Here is a 20521-nt window from a genome sequence, read left to right on the forward strand (position 1 = left end):
CTTTTTCGTAGTATGAAAAAATTTCACATTCTCTATTGGCATTTTCACAAAAATAAGTTATAATAGAGTCTCAAGCGGAGGTGGTGGAACGGCAGACACGCATGCTTCAGGCGCATGTGCCCGTACGGGTGTGAGGGTTCAAATCCCTTCCTCCGCATAAAAAGCAATCCTATCATGATTGATAGGATTTTTTGTTATTATGAAGTAGAATTACACTGCTTAGAAAAGCCAGAAAGGTCAGTCCCCCAGTTAAATACTTCTCTAATAGACTTGCGGTTACAAAGGAATTGAAAACAGTAGCCAAAAAGAGAAAAACAGTTCCGCTTAAGATGATCTTTCTCAGAACAGAAGACTTCAAGCTACTTCTTAGCCAACCGCCCAAAGATAGATAACTAAGACTAAAGAAACCCCACAGTAAGAAAAGCAGGAAGTTGACAGGACGCAGCCATAAAGGAAATACTATATAAGCGCCGCCAAATACCAAACGCCCCAGCGGAAGTCCTAGCAGTAGAAGGAAATGGAGTAAAGACTGCGAAAACCAGAGCAGGGCAGAAAACAAAGACAGAAATTTCATTTTCATATGTACCTCATTAGCAAAATAGAAGACCAACTATACAGAGCAGATCTTCTATTTTTTATAATCCCTCAGACTTCAAAGCGTCTGCCAGGCGCGCAAATTCCTCTAAAATCAGAGCTTCTCCCCGAACACTTGGAGATAAGTCAGCTCGTTCTAAAGCTGCTGTCAGTTTGCCTTTAGTCTCCTCAGACTTCCCAAAACAACTGGTCAGGTTATTCCAGAGAGTCTTCCTGCGGTGGACAAAGCTGGCCTTGGAAACCTTGAAAAAGAATTTCTCGTCCTGTACTTCAACAGCTGGCTGGTCTCTGCGCACCATCTTGAGAATAGCCGAATCCACATTTGGCGCTGGCACAAAAACTGTCCGCGGCACGATAAAGGCAACCTTAGCCGTCATGTAATACTGCACCGCGATTGACAAACTGCCATAGGCCTTGGTATTCGGCTGAGCCGAAATTCGATCCGCCACTTCCCTCTGCATCATAACGACAAACTCACTAAAAGGAATCCCGCTCTCAATCAAATGCATGAGAATCGGTGTCGTGATGTAGTACGGAAGATTCGCCACTACCTTGATAGGCAGGTCTGGATTTTTAAACTCTGCTATGTACTGAGCCAGATCAACCTTGAGAATATCCTGATTGACCACTGTCACATTGTCAAAATCGCGCAGAGTATCTGCCAAAATCGGTACCAGCCGATCATCAATCTCAAAGGCCATGACCTCCGCGGCGCTTTCCGCTAAAAACTCCGTCAAAGCCCCAATTCCGGGTCCAATCTCGATGACATTGACATTTTTGTCAATCTCGGCTGTATCCACAATCTTCTGGAGGATGTTGGTATCCGTCAGGAAATTCTGACCGAAAGATTTTTTAAAAGTGAAACCGTGACGCTCCAGAATGGCACGGGTAACACTATGGTCTGCAATTCGCATGCATCATCTCCCATCCTTTGTATTCGTATAGAAATTCAAAATATTTCTATATATGTTTGTTAAATAAACAATTTTACTTAAATATTCTACCTTTCCTAGTATCTTTTATGTTTTTTTCTTTTTCGTCTATGATAGAATCAGTATTTTTGATTTTACAAACGATATGACAAGATTAATCATTAATATTCTGATAATCTAAAATATTATTTCTTATGGCGTCTAGCAAAGGAATAAACTCAGTAAAATCAAATTGCGTATAATTCTTAAGAACATATTTTGAAAAGATTTCTTTTCCATAATGATTAGGATCATCCTTTTTCGAAAAAGCCTTACCTTTTAAAATAGGAGGTTTTTTTTGAGATAATAACAAATCTTCAATATCAGATGAGTTACCGTTATTCATATTAGGTAATAAAGGGGTTGCCATTATATACAAGCTTCCTTTTTTAGTAATTCTACTAGACGATCCCCTTCTAGCTTGTTCTAAATTATCTGAATCAATTTCCAAATCTCTTGCATGACTCGCAAATAAAAACAAGGGAGCCTTATCGTCCTTCTTTCTATTATTTGGTTCATTATCAAATAAGAATATTGTTGGATATTGAGGTTTTCTTGTAGTAAGCTTTTGAAAATATTCAATGTAATTAGGGTATAGCAATTTCTCTTTTGAGTCCATTTGAAATTTTTCTTTATTAGAAAAATAATTATACCAATGCTTGAGACCTTCTCCACCTCCTGGAATATTAAACAGGTATTCTACCGTATTACTACGATTTAGAAATTCAATTTTAAATATAAAGTTATTACCAACTTTTTCAACAAGTTCAGGATAGCTTAGATATAATTTTTTTAAAGCCGCTTTAATATACCGGGGATCAGTCTTTCCCTCTGTTACAATTATAGGTTTGTCGTTTCCGAAAAAATATTTATAAAATAGAAATTTCTTGTACTCTTTTTCTCTAGAATTGAATAAAGACATGTACATTTTCTTTTGTTCCTTACCTATACTGTAAAATTCTTTAGGTAAATTATATGTATTATGTTCTGTATTATCAAACAATTCTTTTCGTAAATCTTTATTATAAAAGATATACTTCCAATAATATTTTGATTCAGATTTTTTTGAAGAATTTCTTCCTAATAAATATTTTTGTGAATCTAGATTATTTTGTATCAGGGATTTTTTATAAAGTAAATAGTTGTTATATTGATCTATTTGAAAAATAAAAGCAAATCGTCCCGTCAATTGATTCAGTTTTCCTGGTTTTGTATCTATTTCAAAAGCTCCATCTTTATATAATTGAAAGGCCATTGCACGAGTATTTTTCACGTATTCTCTTCTTACATTTATCTTTTTGTTGACAACTAGTCCAGTAACTTCTTGGCGTTGCATGTTATTACTCAATCTTGTTTTTTTAGGATTAATTTTAAATCCAGACGAGGCAATCAACTCCTCTAATTCAGCTAAAAAGTTTTCTAACTCTTTGCTTGCTCTCAATTTATTAGAGTTTAATTCACGATTTGTCGAAAAAGTCATATCATCGGCATATCTAGAATATGTAAAACGATATTTTTTAGCAATTTTGACAATCCGATAATCTAAAATTCTAGTAATTAAATTTGTGATGATAGGAGAAGATGGTGCTCCTTGTGGTAACTTACCTTGGTAACACACAATTTGCGCAATTACAGTAGCAATTTCTGGTGAAACTGCAAAATCTCTATCTTTTATAAAGAACCCCCTCACTCTCCCAAAATTAAAAGAATCAAAAAAGTCTTTCAAATCAATGTTAAGAATATATTTCTTGTTTCGATGCATCTGAGAATTGGTAATGATGCTTTTCCCTTTTTCAAATGCATGAGACAGAACAGGCGTTTTAAAGTTCTTGCCCTTAGATTTAGATTCTATGCTTTCAAGGTAACATTCCCATAAAACATTAGCTAATTTTTTCTGAAGGAATTTTAGCTCTTTTTTAGGGGCATGTATAATTCTTTCTCCCCCATTCTTTTTAGGAATTGTAAAAGAGTTGTACAAATTATCGGTTTGTATATTGTACAGTAAATAGTTAATATATCTGGCATTTTTAAAACCAAGAAGCTTTGCTAAGTCATCCTTGGTTTTTAATTGGTTTAATTTATTCATTATCTTATCCTTAGTAAAAAGCGCATGAAAACTCTTATGCGAACGACAGTATAGAAATCTTCCTAAGACTTCAATTGATGAAAGTTTGGAATAATTCTCGAAAAAATCTAACTGTCACTATTGTCGGAAATGACTGGAGTGAGCTGAACACTCTAGTAACATTGTTCTTAATACTTGCGAACACACAAGTCAAAAATCTAATCATGCGCTATCATATAATACCATAAAAGCTTTGTTTTTTCCAACAATTATACCATTAGTACGTTGTGCAACCTCAATATCAACAAAAACATAACTCTAACCCAGATTTTCTCACAAGCTTGCTCAGCGGCTTCTTTTCGCCTACAAAACAGGAATACTGAGCAATCCTTTTCAGCTAACTGCTTAGTAGCCTGATAGCCAATACCGCTATTGCCGCCCGTAATAATTCCTTTTTTCATTTCTGACTCCGTTAGACTGAATATTTGAGCATGGCTTCTTCCACTTCCGCCAAAGTCACCCCAAACAATTCCAAGCGTTTAAGCAGCTGCTTGCCGTTAGAATAGCCGATACGGAGCTCTTCACCCAGATACTCTCGGCGCTGACGGCTGTCACTTCCCATAAGCAAACCCAGTCGCACGAGGTCACTTTTAGTGATGTCAAAATTATCCTCATCATCGAAATATCCGACCAGCCCAGCTAACGCCTGCTGTAAATCCTCAAATGAAGCGTGTTCTACTCCAAGCGATTTACCTTTGTTCTTAGACTTAGGAGCCGCTTCATCACGGCGGAGAAAGGCATGCTGAGCAGTTGGCACAGCCTCCATAATCATTCGACGGATACGCTCGCCATTGTAATCTGGATCGGTAAAGACAATAACACCACGCAGCTGGTGCAGTTTCTCAATCCGCTCTAGATCTTCTTCATTAATGGCGGAACCTCTCGTCTCGTAAGTGTCAACTTGGTAAAATCGCTGAAGATTGGCTGTATCATCCTTGCCTTCAACGACAAGCACCTGAGGGATTTTTATCTTCTCAATCAAGCCCAAACACCTTCTTTGCATTATCATAGGTCGCCTGCGCTACTTCTTCGACAGTCAGCTCACGCAGATCAGCAATTTTCTCTACAACATAGTGAGTATAGGCTGTTTTGTTTTCTCGGCCACGCTTGGGAACAGGCGCCAAGTAAGGCGCATCCGTCTCGACGATGATTTTGTCCAAAGGCAGATTCTGCGCAGCCTCCTGAATTTCCGTAGCTTTTTTAAAGGTAACGACTCCAGAAAAGGAAATCATCATCCCTAGCTCGATAAAGCGCTCTGCCATTTCCAAAGAACCGGAATAAGAGTGCATGATACCGCCCTTAGGGCCGACACCCTCACTCTTGATAATCTCATAGGTGTCTTCTAAAGCATCACGTGTGTGAACGACAAAGGGCAGGTTTAGCTCTTTAGAGAGCTGGATTTGGCGGCGAAATACCCGCTCCTGAACATCCTTGGGCGCTGTCATCCAGTGATAGTCCAGCCCAATTTCGCCCAAAGCCACCACCTTGGGGTGACGAAGCTTGTCCAGCAGATAGGCTTCCACCGCCTCATTATAAGTCCCCGCCTCAGTCGGATGCCAGCCAATCGTAGCATAAAGCTGATCATAGCAATCTACCAGCTCCAGGGCGCGCTCAATGGTCGGTCGGTCAAAACCGACAATATTTATTTTGCTGACGCCCATTTCTGCAGCCAGCTGCAGCTCCTCTTCCTCTCGACCAGCAAATTCTTCCACATTTAAATGCGTGTGTGTATCAAAAATCTTCATGTTTTACTTCCTTGTCTTTCCTGTTTTTCATTATACCAAAAATGACCTGAAAAATCAGAAGTCTCTTCAAAGCAGAAAAAATAAGATAGCTGCCATTCAACAGCTATCCGAATCTGCCTTCAAGTTCTCCATTGGAATAATTAAGTAGAAAGACAGTACCAGCATTAACACAAGCGGGAGGAGAATATAAATAACCCCCAAACTGCTGGCAAGAGCTATTAACAGCATGGATAAAACACTCGGAACAGCCATGCTAAATAGATTAATAGCCGACTGGATGGCTCCCATGGACTCTTCTGGTATTAGGCTGAAGACAGATTTCTGCAATCTAGGACTCAGCAGACCGACTGTAACAGAGCAAGCAAAGCTTGCTATCAGGACAAGTAAAAAGTTTTGCCAGAAAAAACCGCAAAGAATAAAACCTTCACATACTTGGCTACTATACATAGCAAGCTTAGTCGAAAGTTTTTTCAACAAACTGCCACTCAAAATATTCCCTAAGATTAGACCAGCGGAACTTAGAATAATTAACATGGCAATGGACTGACCGACCTGCAAATTCCAAAAAGGCCTTTTCAGCAATAAAAGAGTCGCTACTGGCGTCAGAATATTCAGAGTAACCTGCCCAAAGGTTGAAACCAATAACAATCTCACAACGTTTTTCAATCCAAGCAAGACTTTAAGAGAATCCAATAAATGCTGCCAATAATTCTCTTTATTTAGCTCCTTGGCACTGCTGAGCTCCGGTTCTAAGTCCTGTAAGCTTTTACTAATGTGCCAAAAACCTATGTAAGCTAGCAAGAATGTCAGAGCATTTAGTCCTGCCAAAGCTCCGATACTCAACCAAGCGATGAGAAAACCGCCAGCTAGATTCCCCAAAATATGAACCAGACTCATACTACCCTGCCGAAAGCCCATTGCAGAGGTCATATCTTGCTCAATCATCTTTACATAAACTGGGGTCAGCATGGCCCCTGAAAAATAACTCAAACTATCCGACAGAAAGTTAATCAAGCAAATCACAAGCAGAATCAAGAAAGAGAAATCTTGTCCAAGCAGCAAAAACGTTACCAAGCTATATAAGAATACCTTACTAAACTGTATAAGCAGGTATTTATGAATACGATTCTTCTGAACGTCCGCCGCAACTCCAGTAAAAACTTGAATTAACTGAGGTAGCGTTTCAGAAAGAGAAATCAATAAAACCGCAAGTGGAGCAAAAGAATAAGCGGAGACATAGTTCATCAAAGCCAAATAAAAAACAATGTCTCCAAAACCTGAAATCCATTGATTGATAAGCAACTGGCGAAAATTTTTGTTTTTTGCAAAAGCAATCATACGACATCTCCTTTACTCTTGTTAGATTTTTGTTTAACAAATCCTAACAATAAATTAGTCATTTGTCAAATTTTTATTATATAATTATTTAACAAAAAAGAAGACCTAGAATGAATCCAGGTCTTCTGAAACTATGTTAGGTCCTGTTTGAACTTCTCCATAATCTTTCGAATCAGTTCTTTATTGACCGTGTATTTTACAGAATCATCATCCATCACAAGCTCCAGCAAGCCAGAATTTAGCAGCTTCTGCGTATGGAATGAGATAGAGGCTCTTGTAAGCCCTAGTTTTTTAGCTATATCTTTATTCTTGGCATGCGGTTGAATCAATTCAATCAAGACTTTATAGCGGGTTTCATCTCCAAGAGTTTTTAAGGTCAGAGCCAATGTTTCATCGTTAAGCTCCGATTCCGCCTTTGATAACTGGGAACTTCTCGTCGAAAGGACTAAGGAATAGGAAGTGAAATCAGGAACCTTTTCGAGAAAAGAGTCAATAAACATGGGTGACAGAACAAAGACTTGTGTGTCCTTTTCAAGAAGCTTGGCATTCTGTTCTTCATCATCCATCACATCAGATAGGCTAAATTCTTTTTCAAAAGCTAGTACTTCTTGCTCAAACTGCTCATAAATAGGCTGATAGAGCTCGAACACTCTTTCCAACAAGGAAACTAATTGGTCCCGAAGCTTCTCTGGATGCTGAATAGCTTGGTACCAGTACCATTTTTTTTCCGGAGACTTGTCACTATTCTCTATAAGAGGTAGCAGATCCTCAGGACGTTCCTTGGTAACTTCCCCAGCAGAAAGCTTAAGTGATAAGCAATAGATGATTTGCTCTGCGTCTAGTTTTTTCAGACATTCTAACAAGTCATGCAAATTGGCCGGATCTTCTCCTTTTTCTAGCAAGTATAGGTAGAGGAGCGGAGCCAGTCCCACTGTAGCTCCTTCAAACAAACTAACCGCAACAAGCTCTCTCTTCAAGGGAAGTAAATCCTGATAGAGCTTATCATAGTGCGGCTGTACATCAAGAAGCCGCTCCTTTTGATTCTGCCGTAAATCCTTCCACATATGTTTATCAACCCTTGAAACGATGGCAGGCACCATGAGAAATTCATATAACTTACTACGATAATGAACAAGTTTTACACCCACAGATTCTTCCCTCCTTGCACATACTCCGCTTCTGACCAGAAAGAGTATACAATTCCTGTTTTTCATTATACCAAAAATCAGGCGAAATATTCATCGTCTTCTGCTCTGTTCATCTCCTGATAAGAAATCCATCTCTATATAATAAGAACTTTTTAGAAACTTCCATCTAGTCCTTAAGACCGATTTTATCTTTTTTCGATAGTTTTTTATTGATTATCGATAATATCCGTGTTATAGTTACTAAGAAATGAATCGTTAGTCGGAGGAAATTATGACAGACAAAATGAAAAAGACTGCTGAAGATATGAGCATCATTCTTACAAAAATCAGTATCAGCCTTTTATTTATTGCTTCCATTATACTGATAGCCCTAGGACCTTGGGTCGTCAATCTAGTTATCGAATTTCCCTCTCCTTTCTTTCAAGGGGAGATGCGCTTTTGGATCTTGCTGCTGCTCGGCTATGTCCTAGGCTGCCTAGCTCTGGCCTGCATTGTCCATCTCTATCGGCTCCTTAGCCGCATCGGTAAAAATCAGGTCTTTATCACACAAAATGTTCAGTACATGCGCTATCTTGGCTGGGAAGTCGGCACTGTCGCTCTTATCTCCCTCTTTATGGGACTGACAGCCTATTTGCCCATGCTCTTAGTCACTGTTTCCTGCAGTATCTTGACCCTGATTATCCGTGTCATCCGCAATGCTTTTGGCAAGGCCATTGAGCTGCAGGATCAAGTGGACTACACTATTTAGGAGGTCTTATGATTCAGATAAATTTAGACCTTGTCATGGCGAAAAAGCGCATCAGTGCTGGCCGTTTAGCAGAGTTGATTGACCTAACACCAGCCAATCTATCTATCCTAAAAAATAATCGAGCTAAGGCTGTCCGCTTTTCAACACTCAACGCTCTCTGCCGTGAACTAGACTGCCAGCCTGGCGATATTTTGGAGTATATCCCTGACGATGAGGAGGAGAAATAATTATGGAATATCCAGCACAAGAAGAGATGAATGTCCAGCCTTGTCTGCCCGCAGAAGCAGAACGACAGACCATCTTCACAGGCCTAGAGGACAAGCAACTGCGATTCTTTAAAATCAGCTATCTAATCCTCTATCTTTTAACATACTTTTACTCTGCAGTATTTTTTAATTATCAAACTGCATCCTTTTTCCCGTTTGCAATCGGCCTTATATTATTATGCGAAACCCTAATCAGGAAATTGGCCTATCCATCACTGCAGATAAAGAATCTTGACAGCAGATTAGAGGCTAGAAGCTTTCTGATTATGACGCTAGCTCAAGCCCTAGCTTTAAGTCTCTGGGGGCTTCATCGCCAGCTAGAATTTTTCCAATTTCTAGCAATCCACATCTCATTCGCCTTCTACATTCTGTCCCGCACCGGATGGTTAAGTCAGGGGCGTTTGGGGATCCTGGTCTGGTTTGATGCCATTCAAGCCTTCTGCATCCTGCCCTTTAAAAATTTCATTGCTGCTATTCTAGTCTTTATAGAAGGCAAGCAGAAGGACTCTTCCGACAACTCTGAAAGTATATCTTCAAAGAAAGCCCAACAGCTCGCTATTATTGTCAGTAGCTTCTTTGTCGCGGGAATCTTGGTCTACTTTGTCTGGTCCCAGCTGAGTCAGGTTTCAGACAGCTTTGCCTCTTTCTTCAGCAATACCGCTGATGTTATTGAGAATCTACTTGACTCCCTCTTTTCAAGTCTCGATAGCAGCATGATTCTATTCAAGGCCTGCCTGGCTATCCCTGTCAGTCTCTACTTGTACGGCCTCCTAGCCGGCAGTCTGTTAGGCAAAAAAGATACTAAACTTAGCTACAAAAAATTCCAAGCAAGTATCCGCCCTTTGCGAGTAGCACCCGCTTTCGCAGCCTACATTATCATCGGCAGCCTCTGTCTGACCTATGCTGTCTTCTTCCTGACTGGCCTGACTGAGCTCGGTCAGTTACTAAGTGCTGGAACAGTAGCTCAAGCGATTTCTCCGCAGAATGCTTCGACTGTTGCCGTAGCTGGCTTCTGGCAGCTGGTTCGGGTGTCTATCCTTAACTTTGCAGTTCTAGGTGTCTTCTATCTGATTGCCAAAAAGCCACTCTGGGATCAAAAAGGGACGCGATTCGCAGCTACTATCCTCTTTATCTTTACGGGTCTGCTGGCCTTGCTAGCTGGCTGGAAATTATTTGGCATCTACATCTACCTTTATGGACCAACACCGCTGCGCTTGATCTCAGCATGGTTCATCCTAGTTCTATTAGTCTGGTGCCTACTGACCCTGATTCGCTTCTACAAACCTATCCAAGCTATTCGCATTGGTATCTTTTATGCTCTGATAAGCTTTACCTTGCTCTGCTATCTGTATCCAATGCTTTTACCAGTGGCAAAATAAGCAACTGTACTTAACTATACACAAAAAACCAGAAAGAAAATCAGTTTCTTTCTGGTTTTATTCTTCTTTTTTATATCATTTACCGGCATTCAATAATAGACCGCTCATTCTTCTAATTCAAAGAAAAAATGATTATATCCTAAAACCACAGGTCAGTAAATGATCATTGACCATGCCAATGGATTGCATAAAAGCATATATGGTCGTAGAACCAACAAAAGAAAAACCTTTCTTTTTGAGTTCTTTGCTAATTTTATCGGATAGATCTGTTCGAGCGGGTACCTCTTCAATACTGGACCACGAATTGACAATCGGTTCATTCTTTACAAAAGACCAAATATAAGAATCCAAACTACCATATTCTTCTTTTAGCTTTAAATAGGCGTTAGCATTTTTTATAACTGCCTTTATTTTTAGCCTATTTCGTATCACTCTTTGATCACTAAGCAATTCTTCAATCTTCTGCTCGTCATAGTTGGAGACTATTTCAGGATTGAAGTTTTCATAAGCCTCTGTCATAGCATGCATTTTTGACAAAATAGTTTGCCAGCTCAAGCCCGCCTGCTGACCTTCCAAAATCAACATTTTAAAGAGTTTATGCTCGTCATGCACAGGTCGCCCCCATTCATGGTCATGATAATTTCTCTCAAGCTCACTATTTTCAGCCCAGTCGCATCTTTTTATCTCAACCATCTATTTTCTCCTTATAGTTTGATTTTCTCAACTTGATTATTATCTAAGACCAAGACAGCATCAGAAAAAGAGACTTCAAAAAGTTGCAAGGAGTTGCTATGCTGCTCAATAATAGCTTGATAATAAGGATACTTCTGGACAAAAACGCTTCTTATATCCTCAATAGAAAGCTGGCTTTCTTTGACTCTTCCTTGAATCCGGACATACCTCCCATCACCTTTCGGGACTGTTGTAAGAGCAATACGATTATTGATTGCCAACTCTTGGATTTTATGACTATTTTTAAATGAGATAAAGAACAATTTCTTTGTCTCCTCATCATAGTAAAAATTGACAATTCTTACATTTGGGATATCCTTTACAGAAGTAGCTAGAGCCATTTCTGTCTGTTCTGCCAATAAGGCCTTAAAATATTGATTCATATTTGACTCCTTTATTATTTTCTCTAAAACTAGTATAATATAAAAAGGTATCATTTTTTGAAACCATTTAATAAAAATATGGAGTTTAGCATGAATAAATCTCAAAGAATTAACGATATGCTTATTTTTCTCAATAAGAAAAGACGATTCAATCTAAAAGATATTATGAATCGATATCACATTTCAAAAAGCACTGCCCTTCGTGATATTGCCAGCCTTGAAACGCTAGGCATTCCAATTTATTCTGACTTAGGCCGGAATGGCAGTTATAAAATTCTTAGCAACGACTTGTTATCTCCTATTATTTTCTCCATAGATGAAATTTCTGCCTTATATTTTTCCATGCTGACTCTGGAAAACTACAATATGTGCCCTTTTGATATAGATTTGCAAAAATTAAAAGAAAAATTTGAAAACTCGATTTCAGAACAGCAGTTAAGCAAGATTGCAAAAATTGAGAAGATCCTTCAACCAGAAGTCAGAAAGGCAATCAACAACTCTCAGTTGCGAATAATTCTCGATATTTTATTGCACAGGCAGGAAGAATTTTTTCCAATTAAGTATAATCAGCAGTCTCTTCAGGTTCAATTTGTCAAACTATTTAGCCACAAAGGGGATTGGTATGCAGAGGTCATAAATAAAGACACTGGCCAAAAAGAGGAACTTTCCTGCCAGTCTATTGAATTTTACCCGTGAATTTAACACAAAAAAACCAGTGGTCTCGAGTCTCCGCTGGTTTCTTGATAAATCGTTTGGATTAAGCAGCCAAAACTTTGCGTCCTTTACGACGGCGAGCTGCCAATACACGACGACCGTTTTTAGTTGACATACGGTGGCGGAAACCATGTTTACGCGCACGACGGATTTTACTTGGTTGATAAGTACGTTTCACGATGAATACCTCCTCTTAGATTCTTGTATTCGTTTAGCCGGCTAGTTGTGATCAGTTACTAAACATACTTTACTATTCTATATGATTCTGGGGCTTTTGTCAATACTTACTTAAATAACTTTCTCTTTGTAAACGTAATCATAAAGCCCGAGTCGCTTCATAAAAGGGAATCAAGGCTGTCATGGCCTCCTGCAGCTGGGACAGCACTTGCTCTCTTGAAGGAGCCTGAGAAAGGGGAATATCGTATTTGATCAAGACCTTACGAACTTGACCAACCGTCAGCTGCTGAGTAAGGAACTGGCGATTTTCCTCTGTTCCTTCAAAGCGCTGACTCACACCATCTATCTGAGCAAAATAGTAAGCCGGCGGCTGAATAGGTAGCTCCAAGACCCGATTTTGCTTGCTGAGGCTGTGCTCATCTTTCTTGCGCTCCATGAAGCTCACTTCCAGCGACACTCCAAAATCTTCCGCAGTTCCATACAAGCGCAGAGCAAACATTGGCTCAGTAATTTCTCCATAGCCTTTAAGATAATTCCAAAAATGGGGCCGCAGTATCTGCGCCTGATTCATCCACTGGCTGGTTCGCTCCAAGGTCAGCTTAGGATAGAGGCTCTGAAAATCCTTGACTAGTGCCGCAAACTCCTTTCGTGCCGCCTGGCCCTTAGCTCTCAACTCCAACATAGACTCACGCAGCTGCCCTGCTTTATCTGGAGACATATACTTAGCCCCTTGATGAGGCAGATAACTTTCAATAGCTGGAAAAAGTGACATAAAAATCCTTTCTATATGCAAAAACCAGCATCTCTGCTGGCTTTCTTTTTATTCGCTGTCAATATCCACAACGACATAGCGGTTTGGCTCGTCGCCTTCGGAATAGCTAGTCACGCCATCGATGCGAGATATGATGCGGTGGATAATTTTGCGCTCGCTGTTAGACATAGGGTCTGTGTGCTGACCGCGTCGGTCTTCCAAGGCCCGCTGAGCCAATTTCTGCGCATAGCTTTGCAGCACTTCAGCCCGATGCTCAACATAATCATTCACATTAATAGAAATGTAGAAGCTCTTAGAATATTGGTTATAAAGATAGTTTTGCGCCAAGAGCTGCAGAGCTTTCAAGACTTTTCCGTGGTAGCCAATCACGCGCCCCGGTTCATTGGTATCAATCTGCATGTTGATAGTTCGGCGGTTGTGGCTGCTGGAAATGCCCGCTTCAACATCCATCTCATCAACGATTTTCTGAACATAGTTCGTTACGTTTTCAACTACTTCTTCAATATCGTAGTCTGCTTCGACTTGGATGCCTAAGTCAGCAAAAGAGCTTTCTTCTGTTTCTGTTGGCTCAGCCTTGTCTTTAGCCGCTTGTTCAAAAGAGATAACCTTGCTATCGTCCGCTTCTGCTTGAGCAATTGACTCATCAATAGCCTGATTGGTCTTGAGAAGATCAATAGTGCCAGTCTCTTCTAAAATCGTATTGGCTTGCTTGTCATTTTTGAGAATTTCAGCCTTGACCTCATCCGAGATAACTTCTCCTTCTCCTTCGACCTTCTTGATGGCAGCTACCACACGGCCCAAATCAACCGTTGCTTCACTGACAGACTGCACAGGCTCATTCTGAGCATTAATCTCTTCGGGAACACCTTTTACAGCCTTTTGATTGGCCTTGACAACTGTCGTCTCAGCAATCGGCTCGACATCCACCTGAGCTGGCTTCTTGCCAAACAAGCCTAAAAAGCCTTTTTTCTCACGTGAAATAACAGTGATATGCGCTCTCATACGTGGAATATCCAACGTTTTCAAACCATTTTGAATGGCTTCTTCAACACTTGCTCCTGTAAAAATAACCATTGCAAGAGTCCTCCTTCTTACTTACTTTTTCTTTTTCTGTGCTCTTTTCAGGGCACGTTTCTTTTTCTGTTCCAATTGACGCTCTGACCGTTCCTTGGCTTCCCGCTCAGCAATGATTTTAAAAGGATTGCTCAGCAGCAAGGTCTGAACCACCTGATAAGCATTTGAGACCGCCCAGTAGAGGGCTACCCCACTCGCTGCATAGAGGGCAAAAAAGAAAATCATCACTGGCATCAGGTACATCATGACTGTCATACCGCCATTTCTCTCAGGCAAGGCCTTGTTTGAAAGCCACGTACTGAAGAAAGTGAAGAGAGCTGCCAACAGGGGAAGAATAAAGGTCGGATCTGTCGCTCCTAGATTGAGCCAGAGGAAGTGACCTGTTTTCATAAATTCAACCCGAGTCAGGGCTTGAAACAGAGCCAAGAGCACCGGCATCTGGATAAAGAGCGGAATGAATGAGGCATAGGGATTGACACCCTTTTCTTTGTAGAGCTTTTGAGTTTCCTCAGCCAAGGCTGTTCTGCTCTCCATATCCTTACCAGGATACTTTTCCTGCAGTTGCTTGATATGCGGCTGTACTTCCTGCAGCTTGCGAGAAGAAGTCGTCTGGAATTGGAAGACTGGCAGGAGAACTGTTCGGATAATCAAGGTAAAGAGAATAATCCCAATCCCCTTGCTTCCACCAAAGGATAGAAAACGAATGGTGTCGGCAAAGAAATAGACCAGCTTCTCCCAGAAGCCATTTGAATCGGCTGTTACTTGACTGGTTCCGCAGGCTGTGAGGAAGATCAGCGAGGCAACCAGCAAAATCCCTAATTTACTTTTCTGTTTCACAAATGAATCCTTCCTGATAAAGTTTAGCAATTTTCAACACATGCAATAAATTTTGTTCAACTTGGTGGTAGTCCAACTCCTCTACTCCCTTGCGAGCGATAACGACGAAGTCTGCCTGAACTAACTGTTTTTGATGCTGCATCAAGACATGGCGGATTTTTCTTTTAATACGATTACGAACCACTGCATTCCCTAGCTTTTTACTGACGGAAATTCCAACTCGAAAATGCTTTTGCTCTTTTTCTAACATGTAAACGACAAATTTTCGATTAGCAAAACTCTGTCCTCTTTTAAAAATCGCATTAAAATCTTTTTCGCTCTTGACGCGATAGTTTTTTCTCAAAACTCAACTCCATCCACCAAAATTATATCTATTATACCATATTTTTCGAAAATGCCAATAAGAGCCGCTATGACGCTGTTTTTGCAAATATTTAAAAGGTCGATTCACTTAAAAAACACCGCAATTCCTTGCGATGTTCCCTATATCTTATTCCTTTTCCAGCTGTTTCTTAGCCCGTTCCAACTCCTGACGGATCTGTGCAAATCCAGTCCCGCCAAGGGAATTCCGCTTTTGTACAGCAGTCTGCGAATCAAGCGCTTGATAAATGTCTTCCTCAATCAGCGACGACACTTCCTGATAGCGACTCAGCGGAATATCCTGTAGATAATAGCCTGCCTTGCTGCATTCCAGTACCAACTTTCCGACAATCTCATGGGCTTCCCGGAAAGGCAGTCCTTTCTTGGCCAGATAGTCAGCCAATTCTGTCGCATTGGAGAAATCCTGCTGAGTTGAAACCAGCATTTTTTCTTTGTTTACAGTCATACTAGACAGCATACCCGCCATAATATCCAGCGATTTTTGGATGGTATCTACTGTATCAAACATACCTTCCTTGTCTTCCTGCAGGTCCTTATTATAGGCCAAGGGCAGGGATTTCATAACCGTCAGAAGGCTGAAGAGATGCCCATAGACCCGGCCGCTCTTGCCCCGAATCAGCTCCGCCATGTCCGGATTTTTCTTTTGCGGCATGATGGAAGAGCCAGTGCTAAAGGTATCTGACAGGCTGACAAAGCCGTATTCATAGCTGCACCAGTTAATCAGCTCCTCGCAGAGACGAGACAGATGCATGATGAGAATGCTGCTGTTAGATAGAAACTCCAAGATAAAGTCCCGATCGCTGACCGCATCCAAGGAATTGTGGTAAAGTCCTTTGAAGCCCAATAAATCAGCCGTCAGCTCCCTGTCAATCGGAAACGTTGTACCCGCCAGAGCGGCTGCTCCTAAAGGAGACAAATCCGTATGCTCCAGATTAAAAGCAAAGCGCTGACTATCCCGGCTGAACATCTGATAATAGGCCAGCAGATGATGGGCAAAGCTAATCGGCTGGGCATGCTGCAGATGGGTATAGCCTGGCATGATGGTCTCCACATGCTCCTCAGCCAAGTCCAATAGCACCTGACGCAGATTCAAGAGTTTATCCGCAATCTGACCGAGCTGATCCTTAAGATAAAGGTGCATATCTGTCGCCACCTGGTCATTACGGGAGCGAGCCGTATGAAGCTTACCGGCTACTGGCCCAATCTCCTCGGTCAGAAGAGATTCCATATTCATATGAATATCTTCATTACGCACATCAAACTCAAGCTCTCCAGCCTCATAACGTGCTAACAGCTTTTCTAGGCCTGCCTGAATAGCAGCTGCTTCCTCTGGAGCAATGATTCCTGTCTGCCCCAGCATTTTGACATGGGCTAGGCTGTCCTGCAGATCATAAGGAGCCAGACGATAGTCAAAGCCAATGCTGGCACCAAACTCCTCTACCCAGCCTTCCAGAGAGGCTTCAAAACGTCCGCCCCACAGTTTATGATTCGCCATAGGAAAGCCCCTTTCTATTTGTCCTTGTGGGCCTGAACCTCTGCGTGAACCTTAGATGGAAGCCCCCATAGCTTGATAAAGCCAATCGCGGCATCCTGGTCAAAGGTATCTGCACTGGTATAGGTAGCCAGACTTTCGTCGTAGAGAGAATTAGCAGACTTACGCGCTACGACTGTCGCAGACCCCTTATAAAGCTTCACTTTAGCTGTGCCATTGACCACCTGCTGGGTGGACTTGAGATAGGCAATCAGAGCTTCTGTCGCTGGATTAAACCAGAGGCCATTATAGATGAGATTGGACAGTTCGTTTTCGATAATCGGTTTGAAATGAGCTAATTCTCTGACTAGAGTCAGATCCTCGATTTCCTTGTGGGCAGCCAAGAGAGTCACCGCACCAGGGCATTCATAGATTTCCCGAGACTTAATCCCTACCAGACGATTTTCCACATGGTCAATCCGTCCAACACCGTGTTGTCCTGCCAAGTCATTCAGCTCAAGAATCAAGTCCGCCAGCTTCATCTTTTTGCCATCTAAAGCAACTGGCACGCCTGCCTCAAAGTCAATATTTACATAGACTGGGCTGTCTGGCGCTGCTTCTGGCGCAACCGTCAAATCATAGGCATCTTCCGGGGCTTCATTCCAAGGGTTTTCCAAGACTCCGCACTCATTGGCTCGTCCCCAAAGGTTTTGATCGACTGAGTAAGGACTATCCAGATCTGCAGGAATTGGCACACCATTAGCTTTAGCATAATTAATTTCTTCTTCCCGAGACCATTTCCACTCCCGAACCGGAGCGATGACCTTGAGACTGGGATCCAAGGAGGCGATAGCCACTTCAAAACGAACCTGATCGTTTCCTTTTCCCGTACAGCCATGGGCAATGGTTGTCGCCCCCGTCTTGTGGGCAATTTCAACCAATTTCTTAGAAATCAAAGGTCGGCTCAGAGCGGACACTAGAGGATATTTTCGTTCGTAGAAGGTGTGTCCTTGCAGAGCAACCAAGACGTAGTCTTCTGCAAACTCGTCTTTAACATCAATAACATGTGATTCGATAGCGCCAACTTTCAGCGCCTTGTCATGAATGAAATCCAAATCATTTCCTTCACCTACGTCCATACAGACCGCGATCACATCATAATCCTTGTCCAGCCAAGTAATAGCCACCGAAGTGTCCAAACCGCCGGAATACGCTAAAATGACTTTTTCTTTAACCATGCGATTACCTCTATCCTTCTACATTTTATTTTTAAACATTCTACTGTATGAAAATGCGAATGTCAAGAGGAAATTTAATATTTATTAAAATAAAAACGTTTTATCAATTTTTATTCAAAATCAACATATTATATACTGAACTCAAAATAAGAAAAAAAGAGTCTGTCAAGACTCCTTATTTTACACGGTAAAAAACATCGGGATGTTCGGAAACACTCTGGGTGATGATGAAACGATCTTGACTGGTATCAGTCGGATCCGTCCCATTGACAGTCTCCCCAGCTGGCAGACTCTTTCCTGCTGGAATGATGAGAAAGGCAGCACCGGTTTGGTTTTTCCAACGAATCCCTGCTCGGTAAATCCCATTTTCATCTGGCCCGGAGTAATCTCCTGTCTCAAGCTTGGCAACATCTGAGTCGATACCAGACGCATCAAATGTATAACTGTTCCCTTTGGCATCCTGCCAAGTACCAATCATGCTGGAAAAATCTCCAGAAGCAATAGCCTTCATATCCAAACTAGAAGTTGATGCCGTATCTTTCTCTCCTTTGCTAGTTTCCTTGGCAGACTTTTCAGCTTCAGTTTCCGAATTCTGCTGAGAGCCTGTATCAGAAGTTTCCTGATTGTCCGCTTGACCATCAAGTTCGCTCGAATTGGACCCTCTTTCAGACTTTTTAGAAGATGCAGAGCTAGTTGAACTTGCTTTAGAATTGTTGGAAGCAGGATTCGTCTGCTCTTTCTTTTGGTTACAGGTTACTAGCACGAGTATGGCTACTAGCCCTCCAACCAAGATAATGATCCATTTTTTCATTTCTCTCTCCTTAAGGTATTTTCTTATTACAATTGTGACATAAAAACAAAAATTTGCAAAGTAAAAACCAGCTCGAAAGCTGGTTTATCTTATTAAATTTGATTTAGCATGTTTTCGATATGCTGGATAGATTTTTCACGACCTAGCAGGTAAATGGTATCTGGCAGCTCTGGTCCATGCATTTCACCAGAAACGGCAATCCGAATCGGCATAAAGAGATTTTTACCCTTGATACCAGTCTCTTTTTGAACTGCCTTAATCTGCGGGAAGATATTCTCCGTCACAAAATCTGCGTCAGACATTGCTTCTAGCTTTTCTTTGAAAGCTGTCAACACTGTCGGTACCGTTTCGCCAGCCATGACCTCACGCTCCGCATCTGTCAACTCTGGAAAGTCGGCAAAGAAGAGGTCTGTCAGAGGCACGATTTCATCTACAGACTTCATTTGTGGTTTGTAGAGCTCTACAAGCTTTTCTGCCTTATCTGTCAAACGGCCCGCTTCTTCCAAGTACGGCTTAGCTAGAGCGAAGATTGTGTCAAAATCTGCATTCTTGATGTATTCGTTATTCATCCAGTCCAGCTTCTTCTGGTCAAAGGCAGCTGGGGACTTACTGAGACGTTTTTCATCAAAGAGCTCAATCAATTCTTGGCGAGAGAAAATCTCATGCTCGCCACCAGGATTCCAGCCCAGCAGTGCAATAAAGTTAAAGACTGCTTCTGGTAGGTAGCCTTTCTTGCGGTAATCCTCGATGAACTGGAGGGTATTGGTATCGCGCTTGGACAGTTTCTTACCTGTTTCAGAGTTGATAATCAGGGTCATGTGCCCAAATTCTGGAGCTTCCCAGCCTAGAGCTTCATAAACCATGAGCTGCTTAGGTGTGTTAGCAATATGGTCATCTCCACGAATAACGTGCGAAATTTCCATCAGATGGTCATCAATAACCACAGCAAAGTTATAAGTTGGGTAGCCGTCTTTCTTCTGGATAACCCAGTCGCCACCGATATTGCCACCTTCGAACTCAATTTCGCCCTTGACCATGTCAGTCCACTTGTAGACACCAGCATCATTGACAGCCAGACGAACCGTCGGAATGATCCCCGCTGCTTCGCGCTCAGCGATGTAGGCTGCTTTCTCTTCCTCTGACATGCCTAGAAACTCATTGATATAACGCGGTGTTTCACCAGCTGCTTCCTGGCGTTCACGTTCAGCCGCTAATTCTTCCTCAGTCACATAGGACTTGTAAGCTAAGCCCTTTTCCAAGAGTTCATTGACGTATTTTTGGTAAATATCCAAGCGCTCAGACTGGCGGTAGTTCTCATGAGTCTCAGGACTTTCATCCCAGTCAATACCCAGCCAGCGTAAGTTTTCAAGCTGCGAGCGTTCCCCGTCTTCTACATGGCGCTTGCGGTCTGTATCCTCGATACGGATAATGAAGGTCCCGCCATGATGACGAGCATAGAGGTAGTTAAAGAGCGCAGTCCGCGCATTTCCGATGTGTAATAGTCCAGTCGGACTTGGTGCATAACGCACTCGAATCGCTTTTGTCAAAGTTCCATTCTCCTATTTGTATTCGGGGAATCATTCCCACTCCGATTTTCAAACGTAATCATTATATCAT

At 41.6% G+C, this 20521-nt stretch carries 22 protein-coding genes, 1 tRNA gene and 1 pseudogene; 5 read left to right on the top strand and 19 right to left on the bottom strand.

Features of this window, described 5'->3' with window-relative positions; all coding sequences use genetic code 11:
- Positions 1 to 74: 74 nt before the first annotated feature.
- Positions 75 to 157, top strand: a tRNA-Leu gene (locus SSV_RS09910).
- A gap of 15 nt (positions 158 to 172) precedes the next feature.
- Here the strand turns inward: SSV_RS09910 and SSV_RS09915 are convergent.
- The 8 genes and pseudogenes from SSV_RS09915 to SSV_RS09955 all read right to left on the bottom strand — a co-directional run bounded on the left by SSV_RS09915 (position 173) and on the right by SSV_RS09955 (position 7987).
- Positions 173 to 580 carry a hypothetical protein gene (locus SSV_RS09915; protein WP_072074656.1) on the bottom strand — a complete coding sequence of 136 codons (408 nt, stop codon included), beginning with the start codon at positions 578 to 580 and terminating at the stop codon, positions 173 to 175.
- Positions 581 to 635: 55 nt separating this feature from the next.
- Positions 636 to 1508, bottom strand: a complete 873-nt coding sequence (gene rsmA / locus SSV_RS09920; protein WP_072074657.1) for a 16S rRNA (adenine(1518)-N(6)/adenine(1519)-N(6))-dimethyltransferase RsmA — start codon at positions 1506 to 1508, stop codon at positions 636 to 638.
- A gap of 172 nt (positions 1509 to 1680) precedes the next feature.
- Positions 1681 to 3651, bottom strand: coding sequence for a retron Ec67 family RNA-directed DNA polymerase/endonuclease (locus tag SSV_RS09925; protein WP_072074658.1), 1971 nt, complete (start codon positions 3649 to 3651; stop codon positions 1681 to 1683).
- Positions 3652 to 3956: 305 nt separating this feature from the next.
- Positions 3957 to 4091 (bottom strand): annotated as a pseudogene (locus tag SSV_RS09930) (SDR family NAD(P)-dependent oxidoreductase); the annotation flags it as partial.
- Between the two features lie 11 nt (positions 4092 to 4102).
- The gene (gene rnmV, locus SSV_RS09935) at positions 4103 to 4693 is read right to left on the bottom strand and encodes a ribonuclease M5 (RefSeq protein WP_176693598.1); all 591 of its coding nucleotides are present in this window, start codon (positions 4691 to 4693) and stop codon (positions 4103 to 4105) included.
- A complete protein-coding gene (locus SSV_RS09940) occupies positions 4665 to 5435 on the bottom strand; it encodes a TatD family hydrolase (RefSeq protein ID WP_072074660.1) in 771 nt (256 codons plus the stop codon). The genes rnmV and SSV_RS09940 overlap by 29 nt, the downstream gene beginning before the upstream one ends.
- A 96-nt stretch (positions 5436 to 5531) precedes the next feature.
- A complete protein-coding gene (locus SSV_RS09950) occupies positions 5532 to 6773 on the bottom strand; it encodes an MFS transporter (RefSeq protein ID WP_072074661.1) in 1242 nt (413 codons plus the stop codon).
- Positions 6774 to 6904: 131 nt separating this feature from the next.
- A complete protein-coding gene (locus SSV_RS09955) occupies positions 6905 to 7987 on the bottom strand; it encodes an ArsR/SmtB family transcription factor (protein ID WP_072074662.1) in 1083 nt (360 codons plus the stop codon).
- A 205-nt stretch (positions 7988 to 8192) separates the two neighbouring features.
- Here SSV_RS09955 and SSV_RS09960 point away from each other — a divergent pair, with 205 nt between their 5' ends.
- From SSV_RS09960 to SSV_RS09970, 3 genes are read left to right on the top strand one after another with little or no spacing between them, the layout of a single operon-like run.
- Positions 8193 to 8669, top strand: coding sequence for a DUF2975 domain-containing protein (locus tag SSV_RS09960; RefSeq protein ID WP_072074663.1), 477 nt, complete (start codon positions 8193 to 8195; stop codon positions 8667 to 8669).
- Positions 8670 to 8677: 8 nt separating this feature from the next.
- A complete protein-coding gene (locus SSV_RS09965) occupies positions 8678 to 8896 on the top strand; it encodes a helix-turn-helix domain-containing protein (protein WP_072074664.1) in 219 nt (72 codons plus the stop codon).
- Between the two features lie 2 nt (positions 8897 to 8898).
- Positions 8899 to 10314 (top strand): DUF4153 domain-containing protein, encoded by a 1416-nt coding sequence (locus SSV_RS09970; RefSeq protein WP_072074665.1) that lies wholly within the window; start codon positions 8899 to 8901, stop codon positions 10312 to 10314.
- A 132-nt stretch (positions 10315 to 10446) separates the two neighbouring features.
- On the opposite strand, the gene SSV_RS09975 is transcribed toward SSV_RS09970, so the two are convergent.
- Both SSV_RS09975 and SSV_RS09980 read right to left on the bottom strand, forming a co-directional pair.
- Positions 10447 to 11007, bottom strand: a complete 561-nt coding sequence (locus SSV_RS09975) for a DNA-3-methyladenine glycosylase I (RefSeq protein WP_072074666.1) — start codon at positions 11005 to 11007, stop codon at positions 10447 to 10449.
- A gap of 11 nt (positions 11008 to 11018) precedes the next feature.
- Complete coding sequence (locus SSV_RS09980; protein WP_072074667.1) at positions 11019 to 11483, bottom strand: pyridoxamine 5'-phosphate oxidase family protein; 465 nt, start codon at positions 11481 to 11483, stop codon at positions 11019 to 11021.
- 24 nt (positions 11484 to 11507) lie between these two features.
- Between SSV_RS09980 and SSV_RS09985 the strand changes: the two genes are divergently transcribed.
- On the top strand, positions 11508 to 12125 hold the full coding sequence (locus tag SSV_RS09985; protein WP_072074936.1) for a helix-turn-helix transcriptional regulator: 618 nt from the start codon (positions 11508 to 11510) through the stop codon (positions 12123 to 12125).
- Positions 12126 to 12186: 61 nt separating this feature from the next.
- On the opposite strand, the gene rpmH is transcribed toward SSV_RS09985, so the two are convergent.
- The 9 genes from rpmH to gltX form a co-directional block, all read right to left on the bottom strand.
- On the bottom strand, positions 12187 to 12321 hold the full coding sequence (gene rpmH, locus SSV_RS09990; protein ID WP_002893904.1) for a 50S ribosomal protein L34: 135 nt from the start codon (positions 12319 to 12321) through the stop codon (positions 12187 to 12189).
- Between the two features lie 138 nt (positions 12322 to 12459).
- The gene (locus SSV_RS09995) at positions 12460 to 13092 is read right to left on the bottom strand and encodes a ribonuclease P (protein WP_072074668.1); all 633 of its coding nucleotides are present in this window, start codon (positions 13090 to 13092) and stop codon (positions 12460 to 12462) included.
- Between the two features lie 48 nt (positions 13093 to 13140).
- The gene (gene jag, locus SSV_RS10000) at positions 13141 to 14166 is read right to left on the bottom strand and encodes an RNA-binding cell elongation regulator Jag/EloR (RefSeq protein WP_002916591.1); all 1026 of its coding nucleotides are present in this window, start codon (positions 14164 to 14166) and stop codon (positions 13141 to 13143) included.
- Between the two features lie 21 nt (positions 14167 to 14187).
- Positions 14188 to 15003, bottom strand: a complete 816-nt coding sequence (locus tag SSV_RS10005; RefSeq protein WP_072074669.1) for a YidC/Oxa1 family membrane protein insertase — start codon at positions 15001 to 15003, stop codon at positions 14188 to 14190.
- On the bottom strand, positions 14987 to 15346 hold the full coding sequence (gene rnpA, locus SSV_RS10010; protein ID WP_002917781.1) for a ribonuclease P protein component: 360 nt from the start codon (positions 15344 to 15346) through the stop codon (positions 14987 to 14989). The genes SSV_RS10005 and rnpA overlap by 17 nt, the downstream gene beginning before the upstream one ends.
- Before the next feature lie 147 nt (positions 15347 to 15493).
- Complete coding sequence (argH, locus tag SSV_RS10015; protein ID WP_072074670.1) at positions 15494 to 16879, bottom strand: argininosuccinate lyase; 1386 nt, start codon at positions 16877 to 16879, stop codon at positions 15494 to 15496.
- A 14-nt stretch (positions 16880 to 16893) separates the two neighbouring features.
- The gene (locus SSV_RS10020) at positions 16894 to 18093 is read right to left on the bottom strand and encodes an argininosuccinate synthase (protein ID WP_072074671.1); all 1200 of its coding nucleotides are present in this window, start codon (positions 18091 to 18093) and stop codon (positions 16894 to 16896) included.
- A 175-nt stretch (positions 18094 to 18268) separates the two neighbouring features.
- Positions 18269 to 18904, bottom strand: coding sequence for a DUF6287 domain-containing protein (locus SSV_RS10025; protein ID WP_072074672.1), 636 nt, complete (start codon positions 18902 to 18904; stop codon positions 18269 to 18271).
- Positions 18905 to 18996: 92 nt separating this feature from the next.
- The gene (gene gltX / locus SSV_RS10030; RefSeq protein ID WP_072074673.1) at positions 18997 to 20451 is read right to left on the bottom strand and encodes a glutamate--tRNA ligase; all 1455 of its coding nucleotides are present in this window, start codon (positions 20449 to 20451) and stop codon (positions 18997 to 18999) included.
- Positions 20452 to 20521 lie beyond the last annotated feature (70 nt).

This window comes from Streptococcus sanguinis (assembly GCF_001078705.1).
Lineage (GTDB): Bacteria > Bacillota > Bacilli > Lactobacillales > Streptococcaceae > Streptococcus > Streptococcus sanguinis_D.

Bases quoted from the DNA above. Each gene is read 5' to 3' on its own strand.
- SSV_RS09915 (WP_072074656.1), bottom strand. From the start codon at position 580: ATGAAAATGAAATTTCTGTCTTTGTTTTCTGCCCTGCTCTGGTTTTCG.
- rsmA (WP_072074657.1), bottom strand. From the start codon at position 1,508: ATGCGAATTGCAGACCATAGTGTTACCCGTGCCATTCTGGAGCGTCAC.
- SSV_RS09925 (WP_072074658.1), bottom strand. From the start codon at position 3,651: ATGAATAAATTAAACCAATTAAAAACCAAGGATGACTTAGCAAAGCTT.
- rnmV (WP_176693598.1), bottom strand. From the start codon at position 4,693: ATGCAAAGAAGGTGTTTGGGCTTGATTGAGAAGATAAAAATCCCTCAG.
- SSV_RS09940 (WP_072074660.1), bottom strand. From the start codon at position 5,435: ATGAAGATTTTTGATACACACACGCATTTAAATGTGGAAGAATTTGCT.
- SSV_RS09950 (WP_072074661.1), bottom strand. From the start codon at position 6,773: ATGATTGCTTTTGCAAAAAACAAAAATTTTCGCCAGTTGCTTATCAAT.
- SSV_RS09955 (WP_072074662.1), bottom strand. From the start codon at position 7,987: ATGAAAAACAGGAATTGTATACTCTTTCTGGTCAGAAGCGGAGTATGT.
- SSV_RS09960 (WP_072074663.1), top strand. From the start codon at position 8,193: ATGACAGACAAAATGAAAAAGACTGCTGAAGATATGAGCATCATTCTT.
- SSV_RS09965 (WP_072074664.1), top strand. From the start codon at position 8,678: ATGATTCAGATAAATTTAGACCTTGTCATGGCGAAAAAGCGCATCAGT.
- SSV_RS09970 (WP_072074665.1), top strand. From the start codon at position 8,899: ATGGAATATCCAGCACAAGAAGAGATGAATGTCCAGCCTTGTCTGCCC.
- SSV_RS09975 (WP_072074666.1), bottom strand. From the start codon at position 11,007: ATGGTTGAGATAAAAAGATGCGACTGGGCTGAAAATAGTGAGCTTGAG.
- SSV_RS09980 (WP_072074667.1), bottom strand. From the start codon at position 11,483: ATGATACCTTTTTATATTATACTAGTTTTAGAGAAAATAATAAAGGAG.
- SSV_RS09985 (WP_072074936.1), top strand. From the start codon at position 11,508: ATGGAGTTTAGCATGAATAAATCTCAAAGAATTAACGATATGCTTATT.
- SSV_RS09995 (WP_072074668.1), bottom strand. From the start codon at position 13,092: ATGTCACTTTTTCCAGCTATTGAAAGTTATCTGCCTCATCAAGGGGCT.
- jag (WP_002916591.1), bottom strand. From the start codon at position 14,166: ATGGTTATTTTTACAGGAGCAAGTGTTGAAGAAGCCATTCAAAATGGT.
- argH (WP_072074670.1), bottom strand. From the start codon at position 16,879: ATGGCGAATCATAAACTGTGGGGCGGACGTTTTGAAGCCTCTCTGGAA.
- SSV_RS10020 (WP_072074671.1), bottom strand. From the start codon at position 18,093: ATGGTTAAAGAAAAAGTCATTTTAGCGTATTCCGGCGGTTTGGACACT.
- SSV_RS10025 (WP_072074672.1), bottom strand. From the start codon at position 18,904: ATGAAAAAATGGATCATTATCTTGGTTGGAGGGCTAGTAGCCATACTC.